Source organism: Tabrizicola soli (genome assembly GCF_015999335.1).
Lineage (GTDB): Bacteria > Pseudomonadota > Alphaproteobacteria > Rhodobacterales > Rhodobacteraceae > Tabrizicola > Tabrizicola soli.
Map to the genome: position 1 here is coordinate 21,784 of NZ_JAEACP010000019.1, position 16,862 is coordinate 38,645.

Sequence of the window (16,862 nt, forward strand, 5' to 3'; positions counted from 1 at the left end):
ATATGGACAAATCGTCGGGAGTCAAGGTAGTGATGCGCCCATGACACTCGACGACCTTAAGCACGCTCAGAGAGAGCGCCTGATCTTTCTGGACCGCTGCCTGACTTGGCGGGGGATCGCGAACCGCAGGGATCTGATCGAGCGCTTCGGTATCTCGACTGCGCAGGCGGCGCTGGACTTCCGAGTCTACCTCGATCTCGCGCGCAGCACACCGCCAACCTACGATCCCGTGCGAAAGACTTATATCGCTGCGCGTGGGCACGAGCCGTTAGCACCATCCAGCCTGATCGAAGCCTTCGATATCTTAGCGAGCGACGATGAAAACAAGCCATCGTCCGCATTGCCACGACCAGAACGGAAGGCAGATCAGAGGACCATCGCGCTTCTTCACCAGGCAATTAGGTCGGGAAAGGCCCTCAACGTCTGTTACACATCAATGTCGTCTGGAGCGGACGAAGGGCAATGGATAGCGCCGACTCGCTTCACATCTGACGGTGAAAGCGTTCACGTCCGTGCTTACAGCTTCAAGCATGGAGAATATCGAAACTACCTTCCCATCCGCATCGATCCTGACAGTTCGTTTGAGGCACGAAACCAGGCCGAGCCACTACCGGAGGACGTTGACTGGGACACTCGGGCAATCATCTGGCTGCGCCCGAAGTCAGGGCTCTCAGAGCGGCAAGCCAACGTGGTCCGAAGGGAGTTCAGCTTCGAGGGCGATTTTCTGAGCGTGGAAACGCGGAAAGCTCTTGAGTTCTTCTTTGATCGGCGATGGGGGCTGAACGAGAAGGGCTCGCGTCTTGAGCGGGTAAGGGTCGAATATCAAAAAATAAAAAACTCTGGCTGACCTACATTTCCCATGTCCGGGACGCTTTTCACCGTGCTCGTCATAAAGATCGAACCCACAACTAGAGCCGAAGCTTGCTGCCCTTGTTGATTCAGGCAAAGACTCGGATGAACTCCTTGGCTAGGTGGTAAGGTCAAAGAAGAAATTCTCGCTGGTCAGCTCTCCAACTTCGGGCCAGTAACTCTGATCGGCAAGCTTTTGTCCGCAACGATGCCCCGCTTATGTCCACGAACTCTGACGACTTTTCCGCTGGAGTAGTGCCGCTCATGCTCGCTTACCCAGTGTTCGATTGGTGTCGCTCGGCCGGAAGCCCGGGCCGCTTCGAATTGACGCCGTGCCTCGCGCTCAACCAGGTGCCGCTCGCCCGATGGACCGATGCGGATCGTAAGATGGGACCGGAGCGTTTCCGTCATCCAGGTCTTGCCGAACTTCCGGGCGGTCTTCGTCTGCTCGGGCGAAAGACTGGATGCTTCGTCCGACAAGAGATCGTCCTCGCGTGCTGCTAAGGCCGCGAACAGCATGAAGCCAATCACCATCTCATAGCTGACGTGCCCTTTGTGCTCTTCGAGTAAGGCTTGCACATCTTGGATGTGTTCTTCGGTGCGGCCTCGGGCATGTGCCATCAATACGTTCATCTGCGGCTGCCAAGCTGCGTCAATGAAGTCCGGGCGACCACCCGACTTTCTGAGAACGAGGGTTGCTAGAGGCTCCAGGAAGCTTCGATCCGTCATGCCGTTGAAGAGCCGCACGGTCATCGAATCTTCCGACCGGTTGTCGAACAAAAAGCCTCGTTGTGAGAGATGCCTCAGGTCAAGATCCCCCATGGTGGTCAGGCCCCTGGCGACGCGGTCCATCCAGAGCTGTCGGGCGTCGTATTCGACCCACACGAGTTCGCGCGGAAAATCAACGTCGCGGACGTAGCTCTGGATCTCTGACTCGTCTCGGGTCTCCCACGGCATGCCCTGCACATCCATGCGCAGGCTGTCGAGATAGTTTGCAGCGCGGTGGTCTAGCAAGTAAATGCGGGCACCGGCTAACTCGGTCAGGATTGCCCGGCGATTGACCCGGGTTTCGTCCGTTGGAGACTTTCGACCAACGAAATCAAGTTCATTGCCCGGCCGACCAGTCTCGAGGAAACGCCCAAACTGCAAAGCGATCGTTTTGTAGAGGATCATCGATGGTCCTAAGACAGGTACGGGTAAGGGAACTAGCGTTCGTGCGTCAGAGAAAACTCATCTGCCAACGATAGTAGTGCAGTTCGATGGCAGCAAGCTTGCGCCAGTTCAGCTTCGGCAAGTCCTGCAATATTTGCTGCAATGATTGCCTCTGGATTCAGTCCCAACCAATGCTCGATGCCCCGAGGAGTCAGGGGGCTCACGCCCCCTTCTCGAACTTCATGACCGGGATCCCGAGTTTCTTGGCCTTGTCGGCAAGGTTCTCCTGTATGCCATTGCCCGGGAAGACGAGGACACCCACGGGAAGCACATCCAACATGGCGTCGTTGCGCTTGAAGGGTGCGGCCTTGGCGTGCTTGGTCCAGTCAGGCTTGAAGGCAACCTGCGTAACGCCCCGGGCTTCGGCCCATTTGGCGGCGATGAGCTCTGCGCCCTTGGGGCTTCCCCCGTGCAGAAGGACCATATCGGGATACTTGGTCCGGACCTGATCGAGCTTGCCCCAGATCAGCCGGTGATCGTTGAAGTCGGTCCCGCCAGTGAGGGCGACCTTGGGGCCTGCGGGCAGCATCACCTCGGTCTCCGCGCGGCGCTTGGCGGCCAGGAAGTCTCGGCTGTCGATCAGCGCTGCGGTCATGTGCTGGCGGTTCACCATCGAGCCCGTGCGGGGGCGCCAGGTCGATCCCGTGTGATGGACGAACTCGGTGGCGGCGTGATCGCGCATCATATCCATGCAGTTGCGTCGTTCGATCAGCGTCAGGCCTTCGGCCGTCAGGCGCTCGAGCTCGGTGGATTTCACCTCGGAGCCGTCCTGTTCCCGCTGGAGGCGGCGCTGCGCCTGCTCGTTTTCATCGAGCGACCGCTCGATCCGGGCCGTCGCGCGGTGGAAGAGGTTGACCTGGCCCCAGAGCACCTCTTCGAGGTCGGGTTCCATGCGGGTGTCTTCCAGGGTTGCGACGAGGGCGTCGAAGATGTCGGCGACGGCGACCGCGAGGCGCTGCCCATCAGGCATCGGGCGCGGATCGGGTTCGTCGAAGGGGCGGTAGCCATAGAGCTGCAGCTCGTCGAGCGCATGGGCGGTCTGGGATGCGGTGTGGGCGGGTTCATACGCGTCGTCGTGGGTGTGGATCGTCATCGGTTCTTGCCTCCGGGCCTATCTCGTCCGCGCGTCATCCCGCGCGGCCTTCATGGGCTGCGAAAGCCGTCACGGGGGACGCCCCTTCACCCCCTTTCGGGGCCGGAACGCATGTGGAGGAGGACGGGGGGCGGCTGATTTGTCTTTCGCGATGCAAAGGCGGGGCTCGTCCCCGCCGGCGGAAATCAGTTGCCCCCCGTCCTTGAAGGGGCGGCCCCTTTGACGGCCGCCTGCCCATCTCTTGAAGGCCGTGTGGGTGACGGGTGGATGAGATTGCCCGGGAAGAGGCAAAGCAACGATCCAGAGCCATGACAGGGATCCGTGACCCCTGCCCCGCTGTCCCCTGACCGGCCCCTGCGCGATGCAGCTCAGCCTGACAGGCGATGCCGATCCTCTGGCCCGAACTGACCTGCCAGATGCTGGCGCAGCGCCTCCTTGCCGTTCGCCCGAAGATCATCGTTGAAATCCCCGAGCCGCGGCTCCACCACCCGAACGGCAATCCCGACCTCGGTTGCTCTGGCGCTCAACCTATCTGCCGCGCGTTGCCCGGCGGGATCGCGGTCGATGGCGATGTAGAGGCGCTGCAGCCCATCCGGCAGCAGCACCGCTCCGAGGTGACCCGACGAAAGCGCCGCCCAGACGGGAAGGCCGGGCAGGGCCTCGACCAAGGATAGCATGGTCTCGATGCCTTCACCGACCACGAGGATGTCGTCATGCGGGGTCAGCCTGACGGCATTGCCGAGGAGGTGACCCATGGCACGCCGCTGCGTCTCGACTCGCGCCTTCCCCTGTCCGTCAGGTGCCAGCCAGGTGCGATGCACGCCCTGCAAGGCCCCTGCCCCATCGGTGACCGCCGCGATCAACGCGGGTCTGGGCAGGCTCCGGGTCTGGCCCTCATCCCGATGCCAGCACTTCGGGTGGAAGCGCAGGGCGCTCATCATGCCGCCTTGGGTCAGGCCCCGGGAGCGGAGGTAGGTGTCGGCAAGCGTGCCAGCGACCGGCACAGAGGCTGCGAACAAACTCGCCACCGCCGCTGGCGTGCCACCTGAGGCTTTGGCCTTCTTCGGCGCAGGAGCATCCGGGAGGACCGGCTGCGGACGGCCCAGATGCGCCCGGGCTTCAGCCAGAAGATCGGGAAAGCGCGAGATCCCGGTCCTCTCGCGGATGATGTCGAGGAGATCGCCATGCTCGCCCGTGGCGCCGTCGGTGAACTTGCCAGCCGCGCCCGGCCCCGACACAGGCCCGGTTAGCCGCACAAAGAGCGAGCGGCCAGGGTTGTTCTGCAGATCGCCCACGATCCAGTAGGACCCCTCCCGCCGCCCGGCGGGAAGGTACGCGCGACACACGCCTTCGGCATTTTCCGCCAAAGCTCGGATCACATCTTCGGTCTCGGAATACATGGGTCAACAACCTCCGCGTGCATGTAGTCCCGTCACAGGACAACGTACAAGCAGACGCTCCAGTACCGCGATGCCGGTAGGGTCGGTCGGGCAGAACAGACGCAGCTTCCAACTGATGATCTCCGAGAAGAAGCCATCGGCCTTGAGCCGGTCCTTGGCGGCTTCCGTGAAGCCCGACAGCTCGATCCGGTTCACGCCCATGACGCGGGACCGGTGCAACTCCATCCCTTCGGCCAACCGCACCACCGTCTTGCCCTCCAGAACGAGAGCATGGACCTGTGCTGCCGATAGCTTCGGCGCGTCACATGCCAGCTTGGTTGTGACCCAGGCGGGCGAGACGCGGCGGCCGATGATGCGCTGACCGTCGTCGGTCTGCAGGCGGTAGACTCGGGTTTCATCCTGTGGGAGCTGCTTCCAGATCGGCAGCAGCAGCCCCGCCACGATATGCAGAGTGGCTTCCGAAAACTCCGGCACCTCGGCCAGTTCCACGGTCCAGGCTGCGGAGAAGGCCGAGCGGTCAGCTTCGAGCCAATGGGTGTCCTCCATCATCCGGGCAGGGACAGTGCTGGCCTCCGTTGGCCGGATCAGCCGCAAGCGGGGCTCGATGGTGCCGTCATCCAACATCAGGCTGGTGGCAGGCACCTGCACCGCCGCCCGGCCCGAACGGCTGTTGACCAGCAGGCGTGCCTTCGGGTCATCGAGCCAGTCGAGCGCATCCGCGAGCGAGGTCGGCGTGTTCCGCCGTTTCTCCGCGATGGTCAGGAGCTGGGTTTCCGCGCCGGAGCCGGGATGTGTGTAGATCACCCGCGCACCCGTGACGCGGAAGCTCTCGGCGCGCAGCGTCTCGAGCCCGACGTCGTAGACCCCGGCGGCGATGGCGCCCTCGATCCGCTGGTCGAGCAATTGCTCGAAGGCCGAAAAGAGCACGGCCTGCATGTCGATCGTCAGCGCGAGCAGGCGATTGAGGAAGGTCGTGATCGGCGGCAGGTCGTCCTTCAGACCATTGTCATCGGTCAGGCTGAGACCGGTGGCATCCTCGAAGGCCCCGAGTGAGCAGCCCGCCACATCGCCGCGATAGATGCGGCGGTAAAGCTGGCGCAGGGCGTCGCGGGCATAGGGGCTCTCGAGGTTGTCCTCGGGGCGGAACAGCCCTTGCCCGCCGGTCTGGCGCTGGCCGCGCGTGATGGCTCCCAACGTGTCGAGGCGGCGGGCGATGGTGGAGAGGAACCGCTTCTCTGCCTTCACATCCGTCGCCACCGGCCGAAAAAGCGGCGGCTGCGCCTGATTGGTGCGGTTGGTTCGGCCGAGGCCCTGTATGGCCGCGTCCGCCTTCCAGCCGGGTTCCAGAAGGTAGTGGACGCGCAGGCGCTGGTTTTTCGCGCCTAGATCGGCGTGATAGCTGCGCCCCGTGCCTCCGGCATCCGAGAAGATCAGGATCCGCTTCTGATCATCCATGAAGGCGGCAGTCTCAGACAGGTTGGCCGAGCCAGCCCGGCTTTCGACGACGAGGCGCGCGGCAGGGCCCTCGCCTTTCCTCACGATGCGGCGCGAGCGGCCCGTTACCTCGGCCACAAGATCGGTGCCGAAGCGCTGGACGATCTGGTCGAGCGCGCCCGGCACGGGTGGCAGCGAGGCGAGCCTCTCGATCAGCGCATCGCGCCTGCGGGCGGCCTCGCGGCATTCGACGGGCTGGCCGTCGCGCACCACGGGGCGCGACGATAGATTGCCCTCGCTGTCGGTGAAGGGCTCATAGAGCTGCACCGGAAAAGAATGGGCGAGGTAATCGAGGACATATTCCCGCGGAGTGATGTCGACGCGGATGTCGTTCCACTCCTCGGTCGGGATCTCTGACAGGCGGCGTTCCATCAGCGCCTCGCCAGTCGAGACGATCTGGATGACGGCCGCATGGCCTGCCGCCAGATCGGCCTTGATGCTGGAAATGAGGGTGGGGGTTTTCATCGAGGTGAGCAGATGGCCGAAGAAACGCTGCTTGGCAGACTCGAAAGCCGAGCGGGCAGCGGATTTGGCCTGGCGGTTCAGAGTACCAGACTCTCCGGTGATGTTCGCAGCCTCCATGGCGGCCGCGAGGTTGTTGTGGATGATGGCGAAGGCCCCGGCATAGGCATCGTAGATGCTGCGCTGCTCGGGGGTCAGGGCATGCTCGAGCATTTCGTATTCGACGCCGTCATAGGACAGCGACCGGGCGGTGTAGAGCCCGAGCGACCGCAGGTCGCGCGCGAGAACCTCCATCGCGGCGACCCCGCCGGCCTCGATGGCCTGAACGAACTCGGCGCGAGTAGCGAAGGGGAAGTCCTCGCCACCCCAAAGTCCGAGCCTTTGCGCATAGGCGAGGTTGTGCACGGTCGTGGCTCCGGTGGCCGAGACATAGACCACGCGGGCATTGGGCAGTTTGTGCTGGAGCCGCAGGCCCGCCCTGCCCTGCTGCGAGGCTTCCGTGTCGCCGCGCTCGCCCTTCGATCCGGCGGCATTTGCCATGGCGTGGCTTTCGTCGAAGAGGATCACCCCGTCAAAATCTGCCCCCAGCCAGTCAACGATCTGGTCGACGCGGGACTTCTTGGCCCCGCGTTCTTCCGAGCGCAGCGTCGCATAGGTGGTGAAGAGGATGCCCTCGATCAGCGGGATGTCGCGGCCCTGCGCGAAGCGCGAGAGCGGCGTGACCAGCAGGCGCTCCTGCCCAAGTGCGGACCAGTCGCGCTGCGCATCTTCGAGAAGCTTGTCGCTCTTCGAGATCCAGAGCGCCTTGCGCCGGCCTTGGCACCAGTTGTCGAGCAGGATTCCGGCCGACTGGCGGCCCTTGCCCGCCCCGGTGCCGTCGCCGAGGAAGAAGCCACGGCGGAAGCGGATAGCGTCCGCGGCATCGTCGGGTACGGCCGAGACCATGTCGCCGGTCTCATCGACGCTCCAAGACCCCGCGAGATACGCACCATGGGCTTCGCCCGCGTAGATCACGGTCTCGAGCTGTGCATCGGACAGAAGGCCGTCGTGCAGGACGGCGGCGGGGAGTTTCGGGCGGTAGGTGGGTTTCGGGGGCGCGACCGAGGCCATGGCGGCTGACTGCACCAGCTTGGTCGGGTGCGGGGCCGCGCCGGGGATGTCGATCGCCTGCAGGCGGAAGGTCTCGTAAATGGAATCCGACAGGCGCGCGCTGGCCCCGTCCTCGGTCGCATCCCGCAGGCTGTAGGCGAGATTCTCGGCATCGATCTGCGCGGGGGTGTTGGTGGGGGGCGTGGCGCGCGATGTACTGATGCCCGTGCGCGTAGTGCGGGCAGGATTTCCCGCAAAGGGGGAAGAGCGGCCCTGCCCTGTTGGATCAGCCGGCTCCAACTCGAGGCGCGGGGGGACGTGGGTGGTGATCAGCGACAGCAGGCTGGCAACTTCCGACGAAATCGGGCGCACCAGATCAGCGGTGATGCGACCCCGTTCGCCACCCCGGCATTTGTCGAAGACCGAAATCCGCGTCTCGAAGCTGGTGCCGTGCTTGGCGAAAGCAGAGCCCGACACAGCACCGGTGAAGACCAGGTGAGCAGCCTCAGTCAAACGGCTGAAGGTTTCCGCCCAGGCCGGCGCATCCGGCGCGAAACCGGCGCCGGTGATTGCGACCAGACGCCCGCCGGGCGCGAGGCGGGCAAGGGCAGAGCGCAGATGCCGGGCCGTCGCCTCTGTCGTGCGGGTATCGACATGGGCCACCGCCGAGAAGGGCGGGTTCATCAGGATGACGCTCGGGCGTAGCCCCGCGTCGAGATGATCGTCGATCTGGGCGGCGTCAAAGCCTGTGACGGGTCGGCCCGGGAACAGGCGGCGCAGAAGGTCGGCGCGGGTGTCTGCCAACTCGTTCAGCGCGAGGCTGCCGCCGGCGATTTCCGCGAGGATCGCCAGAAGGCCGGTCCCAGCCGAAGGCTCGAGGACGAGGTCAAGGGGCGTGATCTGCGCTGCCGCCATTGCGGCCAGTCCCATGGGCAGCGGCGTCGAGAATTGCTGGAAGCGCTCCATTTCTTCCGAGCGCCGGGTATGCGTGGGCAAAAGGCCCGCCACCTTGGCGAGGATCGGCAGCAACGCGGCAGGTGAGCCCGCCCGGGCCAGAAGCGCGCGGCCGAACTTCCGTAGGAAGAGGACCAGCGCCACCTCACCCGCCTCATAGGCGAGTTTCCAGTCCCAGGCGCCGTCGGCATCGGAGCCGCCAAAGGCGCGCTCCATCTCGAGGCGCAGACGCAGCGCGTCGATCTGGAACCCCTGCGCCAGATCGGGCTGAAATGCTTCGGCGACAGCGAGGATCGCGGGCGCGGGATCACGAGACGGGACAGGAACGGGAGGCGCAACGGGCGCGAGATAGGTCATCGGGAAACTCCGGAATGGGGGACAGGGACAGGCCCGGACGCCCTCTCTCGGGCACCCTCAGGCCTGATCTTTCCCGGCCCCTCTCTCCCTCTCGAACCGGTGCGTTCCGTTCGCTCGGGTTGATTTTGTTCCCGTTATGTTCTTTATTGAGGATCAAGCCAGCAAGGGAGTTTCCCGATGGACAGCACCACGCATGCCCTGCCCGCGACGGCCAAGCAGATCGCCTATGCGCGGTCTCTCGCCCTGCGCAACCAGACCCTCCTGCCCTGGGAGGTTCAGCAGGACCGTCGGTCGCTCAGCGCCTGGATCGAGGCGCAGGCCCAGCTGAAGCCGGTATCTGACATGGACCGGCTGCCGACCTCAAAGCAGGTAGCCTTCGCGGAGAAGCTTGCACGGATCAAGCGCCGTGCCGTTCCGGACGAATGCTTCCGCGACAAGGGGCTCATGTCGAAGTGGATCGACGGCAACAAGTAACGGGAATTTTCCGAAAATTTGGTCAGTCAGGCTTGAACGATGCATTAGCCCTGCGCGCGATGTCCGCGCAGCGGTCCATCAAGTCGCCAAAGGGCTCTGGTGTTGATGCAAGCAGGCCGTCCTCGACCATCCGGCGATAATCGTCGGCGAGAGCCTTGAGAGCATCGCCGCCTGGGACCAGTTGTAGATGCCCAGAGGTTGCGGCGCCGTAATCGATCCATGTGGCATCCGCGGCTTTCTCTGCAAAGAACATTGTCTTGTGCTTTGCGACAGCGGTCCCAAGTGCGCGATCTTCGATGGCCGCAGCAGCGATGCCCGCATCATCCAACCGGGCGACATCATGCCAGTGTCTGGAAAAGCGATCCCCTCGCATACGGCTCTGCAAACAGAACACGTGGATCGCCGTCGCCTTTTCCCAGAAGGTCCGTTCTGCATGCATCACGCGCGGGCGAGCAGACGGAAACTCAAGGCCGTCGACGGCCACCGCTGCGTCACAGACAATGTCTCGCGCTGATGCCGGCTCTCCGGTAGAACGCGCGCCAAATTCAAGCATCACACTCGGAGAAACGTATCCCGTGCCTTGGGCGAGGTGCGGGTAGTCGATGAACAGCTTGTCGCCGTCAATCCGAAGCCTGGCATCGATCCCTTCCCGATCAATCGCCTGCTGCAGGATCGGCTGAATGGTCCCGGCCACCCATTCAGGCAAAGCCTGTCGGACACGTTTCGACCAGCGCCGCTCTTCGCTGGATGTGGCGGGCATGGCATCTTCACGACCCTCGAGCAAATCAGGGATAAGCGCCCGAATATCGAAGGTCAGATCCACATCCTCGGAAAACCGGTCAACGACCTGGTAGGCCTTCGACAGAGAGGTGCCCCCCTTGAAGACGAGGTTTGTGCCGACGGGCGATCCAAACAGCTGCTGGATAGCCCAGACCACCCAGACGTCCTTTTCGAGGAGATGGGCTGGCCGGCCAAGCAGATCGGCTGCGACGCCAAGAGCATCCAACCGGTCTTTGGCGGTGAGGCGCAGGAATGCCTCAGCCATGGACCATCTTTCCGATCAGTCGTGCCAGCCAAGTCGGGAACTGCGGCGCGGCGGACACGAGTTCGGTCTTTGCCGTCTCCGTGAGCTTGGATCGCAGGATTTGCAGGCCCTTGGGAGCCTCATCCGGACCGAGCCATGCCAGAGCCCGGACAACCTGGCCCGAGGTCTTGCTCCCAAGGGCCAACTGCCAGCGCGGCGCATGACGCAGTTCGACTGCCTGCCGGCCAAGGTTCAGCACACGGCTTCGTCCCGAGGTGAGGTAAACCGTCTTGACCGGCACCTGCGTGGTCAGGCCCAAAGCGTTTGCCGCGGCAGCACCGCTCGGCACGATCGTCTCGCCCCGCTGCACAGCCAAAGCTTCGATCGTTTGTTCAGCCGACGGACTGCGCGGACCAAAGCGTGTCTGGACCGGGCGCATGTAGATGCCGCGTCCCGCACGGATCAACTCGCCGCGCGCGGCCAGACGCGACAGCGTCTGATCGACCGCAGCGCGCGAGCCAAGGTGCAAGAGCCCCTTCGCTGCCAAGGGCACCCCCTCCGGCAACGTCGTCGCGACATTCATAATGCTCTCGGCCATGCGCTCCATGATCGCTCCTTTGTCAGAAACATACACGGTTTTCTGACAGTATTCAACCGTGCCGTCTCACCCGAAGCGGCGCCCTCCTTCGGTGAAGGTGTACTCGTTGACGATGATCCCCTCCTCGATGGCCTCGTCCGATGTCAGGTGGTCGTATTCAGCCTGAAGCTGGCGGTAGAGCCAGCGGGCCAGATCACGCAGCGCCTCGGTCACGATCTCCTCCGCGTCTTCAGTCGGCGGCTGCCAGGTCGGACTGTCCCGCGTGACGTCAACGGCCATGGTGTATTCGTGGTAGTAGCGGCCGCGGTGGCTGACCTCCGCAGCGAGCTGGTAGAAGTTACGTCGCTGGATGGCCTGCAGGCGGTCGGCGACGCCATGCAGTGTCGCGTCCGTGGGCGCGTAGTCCCGGATGCGCGCTGCCGCGCCCTTGGCGTGGCTGAAATACCCTTCAAACGACGCTCCGTCGCCCTGGCTGCAGAAGCCGGAGAACCAGATGCAGGGCTTGGCCCGCGTCCCACCGCCCATCAGGCGCACGGGCGTGGTCTTCAGGCGAATGCCAAGGATGTCGCAGATCCTCTCGAAATCCTCATAGACCGTGTCCCACCAATCGTCGTGGGGACCGAGCTCGCGATACCAGCTGAGCGCCTTTTCCTTGGCGGCATCGGATAGTTCGGGGAACTGGTAGACGGTGGTGCAGATCACTTCAGGCATCGACGTACTCCCCATTCAGCGCGGCGGCCAGCCATTCCTGGCTGCTCGTCCAGCCAAAGGATTTCCGCGCACCGAGATCGATGACATGCGCGCCGCCGCCGAAGGCGTCGAGGCGCTGTCGGGAGCAGGTCAGGGCGTACTGGAACCCCCAGAGGCCGGTGAGATCGAGCTCTTCCGCAAGGCGCAGCACGAAGCGGATGACCGCCTCGACGTCGCCGTGGTCGTCGTCATGGATCCAGAGGGCGCTGCCGTCGGGCGCGTCCTGGCGCACGAGATCAAAGCCCGTGACCTCCGGGTCGTCGGCGTCCTGCTCGGCTTCGCGCAAGCTCTGGAATAGGGCGAGCGCGCGGGCAGCCTTGTCGGGCGTGCCGACATTGAGCAGGCATGAAAAGTGGGTGAAGTAATCCGCCATGGGGACCTCCTGAATGGGGAAGACCCGGCCGAGAGGCCGGGCACTCGATTGGGATGAAGGGGTGGTTGGGGGCGATCAGCCTGTGGAACTGTCGCCCGCCGCCTGTCGCGCGACATGCGCGCAGAGCATCTGCCGGTAGAAACGTTTGCGCGCGGCCCGGAAGCCGCGAACCGCGCGCGTGTCGGGGTGCAGCGCCCGGACAGCTGCCCGCAGGACCGTATAGGGCGACGCCGTCGCCGGCAGGCCGAGGCGCTGATAGGCCGGGTCGGTCATCTTAGCTGACCTCGACCACGGGAGACGCAAGATGCGGATCGACCAGCGCCTCGATCCGCTCGGCCCGACCCATCCAGGGCTCGGGCCGGATGGCCTTCACCCAGTCGGCAAAGCTCGGGATGAAGCCGAGGTCTTCCTTCACATGCTGCTCGCCAACCCAGCGGGTCGGAATGATGCGCCCGGTCGAGAGCGTGAGGGTCGGGCCGAAAATCGTCTCGGCCATGAATATGCCCTCGGCATGGTGGCGCAGCGCCCGGTGCCGAAAGTCGGCCGTGATCTCCTTGCTCTGGTCGAACCAGGCATGCACCGCGATGAAGTCATCGACCGTGCCGCCCCATTTCTTCACCGAGGACAGGGCGTGGTGATAGGGATGTGCCATCGCCGCCCCCTCAAAAATCATGAGTGTAGAGTTCGGACGAGGTGAAGCGCTCGTTGAACTCGAGGTGGATGCAGCGGGCCGCCGCGTCGAAGCAGAACTCGCCCCAGGCGCCGTCGTTGTTTTCCCAGCCGCCATGGGTGTCGGAGAGGAAGTCATAGGCCAGCTGCTCGACGACATCTTCCAGCGAGAGCTGCCGTATCTCGACCTCGGGATCGTCCCAAGTCAGCGCCGCGTATTCAATCTCTGTCGCGGGAAACTCGACTGCGGTCTCGCCGGACCATGCGCCGATGCTTTCAATCTGGCCACTGTCCCCGGCCCCGTCGAAGGTCACGGTGACATGGGTGATGCCGGCGGCCATGAGGCCGTCGAAGAGGCGGTCCTTGTTGCCCGGGCGCAAGGCTTCGATGCGGGACGCGCGCTCGGCATGAGCGGCGAAGATCTGCGCCATGTCGACGGTCGTGGGGGCCATCGGCGGCGCGAGGGTGGGTTCAGTCAGGGTCATCGTGTGTCTCCGGTAAGGGGAAGAGATCGGAGCAGGCCGAGGCGATCTCTCTCCCCCGGACGAACTCCAAATCCCCCCTGCCATTCTCTGCCTCTCGGGCCTCACGCAGCGACCTGCAGCGCCCAGGCGGCGAAGGCGCGCCAGAGCGGGTCGACGAGACGCCCGTCCAGAAGATCGGCGCGGTGGCGCAGCCGCTGCGCGAGATCGGGCTCACCCCAGGCCGATGCGCGGCCCGCTTGCGCGCGCAGCTGGCTCGCCTCGGTCACGACGCCACGCGCCTGCGCCGCGCTCGTCACCGGGTGGCACCAGGCGACAGCGTGGTCGTTGGCGGCCCCGGCCAGCACAAGGCGGTCGTCGCGATCGAGGATCGCCAGAAGCTCGGGCGCGGCATCCGGGGCGATGCCCTCGGCAAGGTCGATCGCGCCCAGCATGGCATCGGCCAGCGTCGCAAAGCGCGCGAGGACCAACGGCGCGGCCCGGCCCGACATCAGATCAGCCGGTGCGCGGCGCGACAGGGTCAGCGCGAAGGCGAGACTGGGATCGGAATCGCCCGAGGGAATAGGCGGTACGAACCACCGAGGGCCAGAGGTCGGGAGGATGGGCAAGGGCAAGTTGAGCATGGGAGAAACCTCCGACGGCGCAGGAAGCCTCTCTCCCCGCCTCATCCGTCAAAGATCAAACCGCCGCCCTCTTCCTCAGAGGGGCGACAGAAACTGCTCAACTTGCTGACGGCAAATCACTCCATCGGACCCGCAGGTAACGCCCCTGCCGCTTAGGCAAATCTTTTCGGTCAATCATTCGACCTGATACTTGGAAATCCTCGTTGATCTTGACCACAAGCAGCTTGTTGAAGTTTCCAGCGGTATCGACCACCACGACATCCTTCGTTTTGAAGGGGGTAATCGTTTTCACCTCGACGTGGTCATTGCCAAGTCTCCCGTCAGCACCTTGAGCGTAGGTTTTGTTCAGCTTGATGCCATACGTAATGGCCCCGAAAAGTTCACCGATGTCGCCGTAAACAGCGAGATGAAGACCCGTCTCCCGGTGATAGCTTTCCGCAAGCGAAATCAGGTCTTCAAAGTAGGGGATCATTGATCGGATGGCGTTGGGGTATTTTGCTCCCCACTCTTTGTACCGGAGCTGCTCGTCAATTTCTGACCAAGTAACCCATTCACCATCATCGTAGAACGCGCGATCCGACCAATCGATATCATCCATACTTTTTCGTCCAATTTGAACCACTGTAGGAACGTACCAATCCAGTTTGGCAATAAAGTGGCCGGAGGCGACAGGGCCTCCGGCGCCGCGTCAGCCGACCCGGTCGAGGAGCTTCTTGGCGCGCCCCTCCATGTCGAGACGGGCATCCTGCTGGGTCTTGTCGCGCGCAAGCCGCGTGATGCCCTGCACGAAGTCGAAGATGCTCTCCGGCGGGCGGCCCTCTTCCATCAGCACTTTCTCGATGATCTTGCCCGACTCCGCCTTCGAGAAGCCGCGCTTGCGCAGGAAGTCATCCCGGTCCTCGTCCGTCCGTGCCACGATCTGCTGCCGCGCCGCCTTGACGCCGTTCACGAAGCCCTGCGGCGAGGAATTGGCGAACCGTGTCAGCGCCGGTGCCGCTTCGTGGGCAAAGCGCGAGGCCGCGTATTTCGAGTGGCGGATGGTGATCTCCTGAAAATCCTCGACGCCCCAGAGGTTGCGGTTCTGGCATACGGCACGGAGGTAGAAGCTTGCCATGCCGAGGGTCTTCGCACCCACCTCGGAGTTCCAGCAGTAGAAGCCCCGGAAGTAGAGATCGGGGGAGCCGTCGGGCAGGCGGCCCGCCTCGATCGGGTTGTGATCATCGACCAGGAACAGGAAGACGTCGCGGTCCGAGGCATAGAGTGTGGTCGTGTCGCGGCTGATCTCGACATCGGGGTTATAGACCCCGGTCGACCAGTCGAGCACGCCCGGCACCTTCCAGCGCGTGTCACCCGTGCCATTGCCCGCGATGCGCTGCACGGCCTCGACTAGCTCATGGTCATGGATGCGGCCATAGTCGGGGCCGGTCACCGCACGCAGTTCGGTGCGGCCGTCTTCCGTCTCGAAGGTCTTCACCTGCTCGGCACGGTGGTTGGTCAGACCGTATTGCAGGTTGATCCCCGCCAGCGGCGCAGGCAGTTGCCGCAGATAGGACGCCGGAGCGCCGACGATGTTGGCAAGCTGGCCGAAGGCCCAGTGCGTGGGTGCCACCGGTTCCTGCGCTTTCGGCAGCATCAGGTGCAAGCGCTCGGGGTTGTCGCGCGCCGCTTCGACGCGGATATCCGCCGTCTGCACCACGCGACTACGGCTGCGCTCGGAGCGGCCCTTCACCGATGCCCATAGATCGTCGAGCGACAGATACCGCTCATCGTCGGGCCGGTTAAACCACTCGGACGACACCCGCCCCTTCCGCTCACCCCGGCTCACGTCCACTTTCCAGCCACCCGCCCGCGCCGGTGCGACCGGATCCAGAACTTCCACAACGCCCATCGGCTATCTCCCGCGACGGGCGCCGGGAGCCACTCTCCCAGCCCTCAACCCGTCACCGGAAAACCGGCACTCCTCTTACTCTCGAAACAGGCGTGAAGAGCAGACATGCGAAACCAAGCATTAAATGGGGATCTATTCGCCCCCAAGACCGGGAGATGTGGAAAGCCTGTGCCAAGCATCCCTGAATTGTACCTGATCGTAGGCCTTAGGGTCAGGACTCGTTCTTGCTTCATAGCCAGAACATGACGGTTGCGGCGAGGGCGGCGGCCGAAAGGAAGACCTTTGGGCACCTGTCGTAGCGGGTGGCTACCCTGCGCCAGTCCTTCAGTCGCCCGAACATGATCTCGATCCGGTTGCGGCGTTTGTAGCGTCGCTTGTCGTGCTTGATTTGCTTGCCACGCGACTTCCTGCCGGGAATACAGGGCTTTATCCCCTTGTCTTGCAACGCTTCCCTGAACCAGTCGGCATCATAGCCCCGGTCTGCAAGCAACCACTCCGCCGCAGGCAGACTGCCCAGCAGGGCTGCCGCGCCGGTGTAGTCGCTGACCTGGCCTGCGGTCATGAAGAACCGGATCGGGCGGCCATTGGCATCGGTGACAGCATGCAGCTTGGTGTTCATGCCACCCTTCGTGCGGCCGATCAGACGGCCCCTCTGGTCGCCTGGCCCCCCTTTTTCGACCGCAGGCTGGTCGCCGTGCGGTGCGCCTTGAGATAGGTCGCGTCGATCATCACCGTCTTCGGAACGGCAGCTTCGGCAGCCAAACCATCCATCCGGGCGAAGACACCCTTGTCGCTCCACCGCTTCCATCGATTGTAGAGGGTCTTCGGAGGGCCGTATTCTTTCGGCGCATCGCACCACCTCAACCCATTGCGATTGATGAAGATTATGCTGCTCAGCACACGCCTGTCATCGACGCGCGGCTTACCGTGGCTCTTGGGAAAGAAGGGCTGCAAACGGGTCATCTGCGCCTCGGTCAGCCAGAAAAGGTTGCTCATGATCCAGTCTCCTTGCGGAGCTTGAATCAGGCCGCGGCCACAAGATCAATGGGTCCTGACCCTAGTCTTGCCGTT

At 63.8% G+C, this 16,862-nt stretch carries 17 protein-coding genes; 2 read left to right on the forward strand and 15 right to left on the reverse strand.

Annotated elements, in window-relative coordinates:
- Positions 1 to 40: 40 nt before the first annotated feature.
- The gene (locus I7S92_RS17045; RefSeq protein WP_197646582.1) at positions 41 to 847 is read left to right on the forward strand and encodes a BrxR family transcriptional regulator; all 807 of its coding nucleotides are present in this window, start codon (positions 41 to 43) and stop codon (positions 845 to 847) included.
- 155 nt (positions 848 to 1,002) lie between these two features.
- Here I7S92_RS17045 and I7S92_RS17050 read toward each other — a convergent pair whose 3' ends face one another.
- From I7S92_RS17050 to I7S92_RS17065, 4 genes are all read right to left on the reverse strand, one after another.
- Complete coding sequence (locus tag I7S92_RS17050) at positions 1,003 to 2,022, reverse strand: hypothetical protein (RefSeq protein ID WP_197646583.1); 1,020 nt, start codon at positions 2,020 to 2,022, stop codon at positions 1,003 to 1,005.
- Positions 2,023 to 2,221: 199 nt separating this feature from the next.
- Complete coding sequence (locus I7S92_RS17055; RefSeq protein ID WP_131389963.1) at positions 2,222 to 3,154, reverse strand: DUF2493 domain-containing protein; 933 nt, start codon at positions 3,152 to 3,154, stop codon at positions 2,222 to 2,224.
- A gap of 368 nt (positions 3,155 to 3,522) precedes the next feature.
- Entirely contained in the window at positions 3,523 to 4,554 is a 1,032-nt protein-coding gene (locus tag I7S92_RS17060) for a DUF7146 domain-containing protein (protein ID WP_197646584.1), read from the reverse strand.
- A 3-nt stretch (positions 4,555 to 4,557) separates the two neighbouring features.
- Entirely contained in the window at positions 4,558 to 8,910 is a 4,353-nt protein-coding gene (locus tag I7S92_RS17065) for a bifunctional class I SAM-dependent methyltransferase/DEAD/DEAH box helicase (protein ID WP_197646585.1), read from the reverse strand.
- Positions 8,911 to 9,087: 177 nt separating this feature from the next.
- Here I7S92_RS17065 and I7S92_RS17070 point away from each other — a divergent pair, with 177 nt between their 5' ends.
- Positions 9,088 to 9,384 (forward strand): hypothetical protein, encoded by a 297-nt coding sequence (locus I7S92_RS17070; protein WP_197646586.1) that lies wholly within the window; start codon positions 9,088 to 9,090, stop codon positions 9,382 to 9,384.
- Between the two features lie 22 nt (positions 9,385 to 9,406).
- Here the strand turns inward: I7S92_RS17070 and I7S92_RS17075 are convergent, their stop codons facing one another.
- From I7S92_RS17075 to I7S92_RS17125, 11 genes are all read right to left on the reverse strand, one after another.
- On the reverse strand, positions 9,407 to 10,429 hold the full coding sequence (locus tag I7S92_RS17075; RefSeq protein WP_197646587.1) for a nucleotidyl transferase AbiEii/AbiGii toxin family protein: 1,023 nt from the start codon (positions 10,427 to 10,429) through the stop codon (positions 9,407 to 9,409).
- A complete protein-coding gene (locus tag I7S92_RS17080) occupies positions 10,422 to 11,015 on the reverse strand; it encodes a DUF6088 family protein (RefSeq protein ID WP_197646588.1) in 594 nt (197 codons plus the stop codon). Before I7S92_RS17080 ends, I7S92_RS17075 begins: the two co-directional genes overlap by 8 nt.
- Positions 11,016 to 11,072: 57 nt before the next feature.
- A complete protein-coding gene (locus I7S92_RS17085) occupies positions 11,073 to 11,717 on the reverse strand; it encodes a DUF8835 domain-containing pootine (protein WP_197646589.1) in 645 nt (214 codons plus the stop codon).
- Positions 11,710 to 12,129, reverse strand: coding sequence for a hypothetical protein (locus I7S92_RS17090; RefSeq protein ID WP_197646590.1), 420 nt, complete (start codon positions 12,127 to 12,129; stop codon positions 11,710 to 11,712). Before I7S92_RS17090 ends, I7S92_RS17085 begins: the two co-directional genes overlap by 8 nt.
- Before the next feature lie 75 nt (positions 12,130 to 12,204).
- Complete coding sequence (locus I7S92_RS17095; protein ID WP_197646591.1) at positions 12,205 to 12,402, reverse strand: hypothetical protein; 198 nt, start codon at positions 12,400 to 12,402, stop codon at positions 12,205 to 12,207.
- Between the two features lies 1 nt (position 12,403).
- Positions 12,404 to 12,781, reverse strand: a complete 378-nt coding sequence (locus tag I7S92_RS17100) for a DUF6915 family protein (RefSeq protein WP_197646593.1) — start codon at positions 12,779 to 12,781, stop codon at positions 12,404 to 12,406.
- A 10-nt stretch (positions 12,782 to 12,791) separates the two neighbouring features.
- Positions 12,792 to 13,283 carry a DUF6878 family protein gene (locus I7S92_RS17105; RefSeq protein ID WP_197646594.1) on the reverse strand — a complete coding sequence of 164 codons (492 nt, stop codon included), beginning with the start codon at positions 13,281 to 13,283 and terminating at the stop codon, positions 12,792 to 12,794.
- Between the two features lie 101 nt (positions 13,284 to 13,384).
- The gene (locus I7S92_RS17110; RefSeq protein ID WP_197646596.1) at positions 13,385 to 13,903 is read right to left on the reverse strand and encodes a DNA repair protein RadC; all 519 of its coding nucleotides are present in this window, start codon (positions 13,901 to 13,903) and stop codon (positions 13,385 to 13,387) included.
- 97 nt (positions 13,904 to 14,000) lie between these two features.
- Positions 14,001 to 14,501 carry a hypothetical protein gene (locus I7S92_RS17115; RefSeq protein ID WP_197646598.1) on the reverse strand — a complete coding sequence of 167 codons (501 nt, stop codon included), beginning with the start codon at positions 14,499 to 14,501 and terminating at the stop codon, positions 14,001 to 14,003.
- A gap of 90 nt (positions 14,502 to 14,591) precedes the next feature.
- Positions 14,592 to 15,791: a DUF932 domain-containing protein gene (locus I7S92_RS17120; RefSeq protein ID WP_197646600.1), complete on the reverse strand. Its 1,200-nt coding sequence runs from the start codon at positions 15,789 to 15,791 to the stop codon at positions 14,592 to 14,594.
- Between the two features lie 229 nt (positions 15,792 to 16,020).
- A protein-coding gene (locus tag I7S92_RS17125; RefSeq protein WP_277922976.1) for an IS5 family transposase occupies positions 16,021 to 16,787 on the reverse strand; the annotation gives its coding sequence in 2 pieces (ribosomal slippage) (positions 16,021 to 16,454 and positions 16,454 to 16,787; 768 coding nt in all).
- Between the last annotated feature and the right edge of the window lie 75 nt (positions 16,788 to 16,862).

Bases quoted from the DNA above. Each gene is read 5' to 3' on its own strand.
- I7S92_RS17045 (WP_197646582.1), top strand. From the start codon at position 41: ATGACACTCGACGACCTTAAGCACGCTCAGAGAGAGCGCCTGATCTTT.
- I7S92_RS17050 (WP_197646583.1), bottom strand. From the start codon at position 2,022: ATGATCCTCTACAAAACGATCGCTTTGCAGTTTGGGCGTTTCCTCGAG.
- I7S92_RS17055 (WP_131389963.1), bottom strand. From the start codon at position 3,154: ATGACGATCCACACCCACGACGACGCGTATGAACCCGCCCACACCGCA.
- I7S92_RS17060 (WP_197646584.1), bottom strand. From the start codon at position 4,554: ATGTATTCCGAGACCGAAGATGTGATCCGAGCTTTGGCGGAAAATGCC.
- I7S92_RS17065 (WP_197646585.1), bottom strand. From the start codon at position 8,910: ATGACCTATCTCGCGCCCGTTGCGCCTCCCGTTCCTGTCCCGTCTCGT.
- I7S92_RS17070 (WP_197646586.1), top strand. From the start codon at position 9,088: ATGGACAGCACCACGCATGCCCTGCCCGCGACGGCCAAGCAGATCGCC.
- I7S92_RS17075 (WP_197646587.1), bottom strand. From the start codon at position 10,429: ATGGCTGAGGCATTCCTGCGCCTCACCGCCAAAGACCGGTTGGATGCT.
- I7S92_RS17080 (WP_197646588.1), bottom strand. From the start codon at position 11,015: ATGGAGCGCATGGCCGAGAGCATTATGAATGTCGCGACGACGTTGCCG.
- I7S92_RS17085 (WP_197646589.1), bottom strand. From the start codon at position 11,717: ATGCCTGAAGTGATCTGCACCACCGTCTACCAGTTCCCCGAACTATCC.
- I7S92_RS17090 (WP_197646590.1), bottom strand. From the start codon at position 12,129: ATGGCGGATTACTTCACCCACTTTTCATGCCTGCTCAATGTCGGCACG.
- I7S92_RS17095 (WP_197646591.1), bottom strand. From the start codon at position 12,402: ATGACCGACCCGGCCTATCAGCGCCTCGGCCTGCCGGCGACGGCGTCG.
- I7S92_RS17100 (WP_197646593.1), bottom strand. From the start codon at position 12,781: ATGGCACATCCCTATCACCACGCCCTGTCCTCGGTGAAGAAATGGGGC.
- I7S92_RS17105 (WP_197646594.1), bottom strand. From the start codon at position 13,283: ATGACCCTGACTGAACCCACCCTCGCGCCGCCGATGGCCCCCACGACC.
- I7S92_RS17110 (WP_197646596.1), bottom strand. From the start codon at position 13,903: ATGCTCAACTTGCCCTTGCCCATCCTCCCGACCTCTGGCCCTCGGTGG.
- I7S92_RS17115 (WP_197646598.1), bottom strand. From the start codon at position 14,501: ATGGATGATATCGATTGGTCGGATCGCGCGTTCTACGATGATGGTGAA.
- I7S92_RS17120 (WP_197646600.1), bottom strand. From the start codon at position 15,791: ATGGGCGTTGTGGAAGTTCTGGATCCGGTCGCACCGGCGCGGGCGGGT.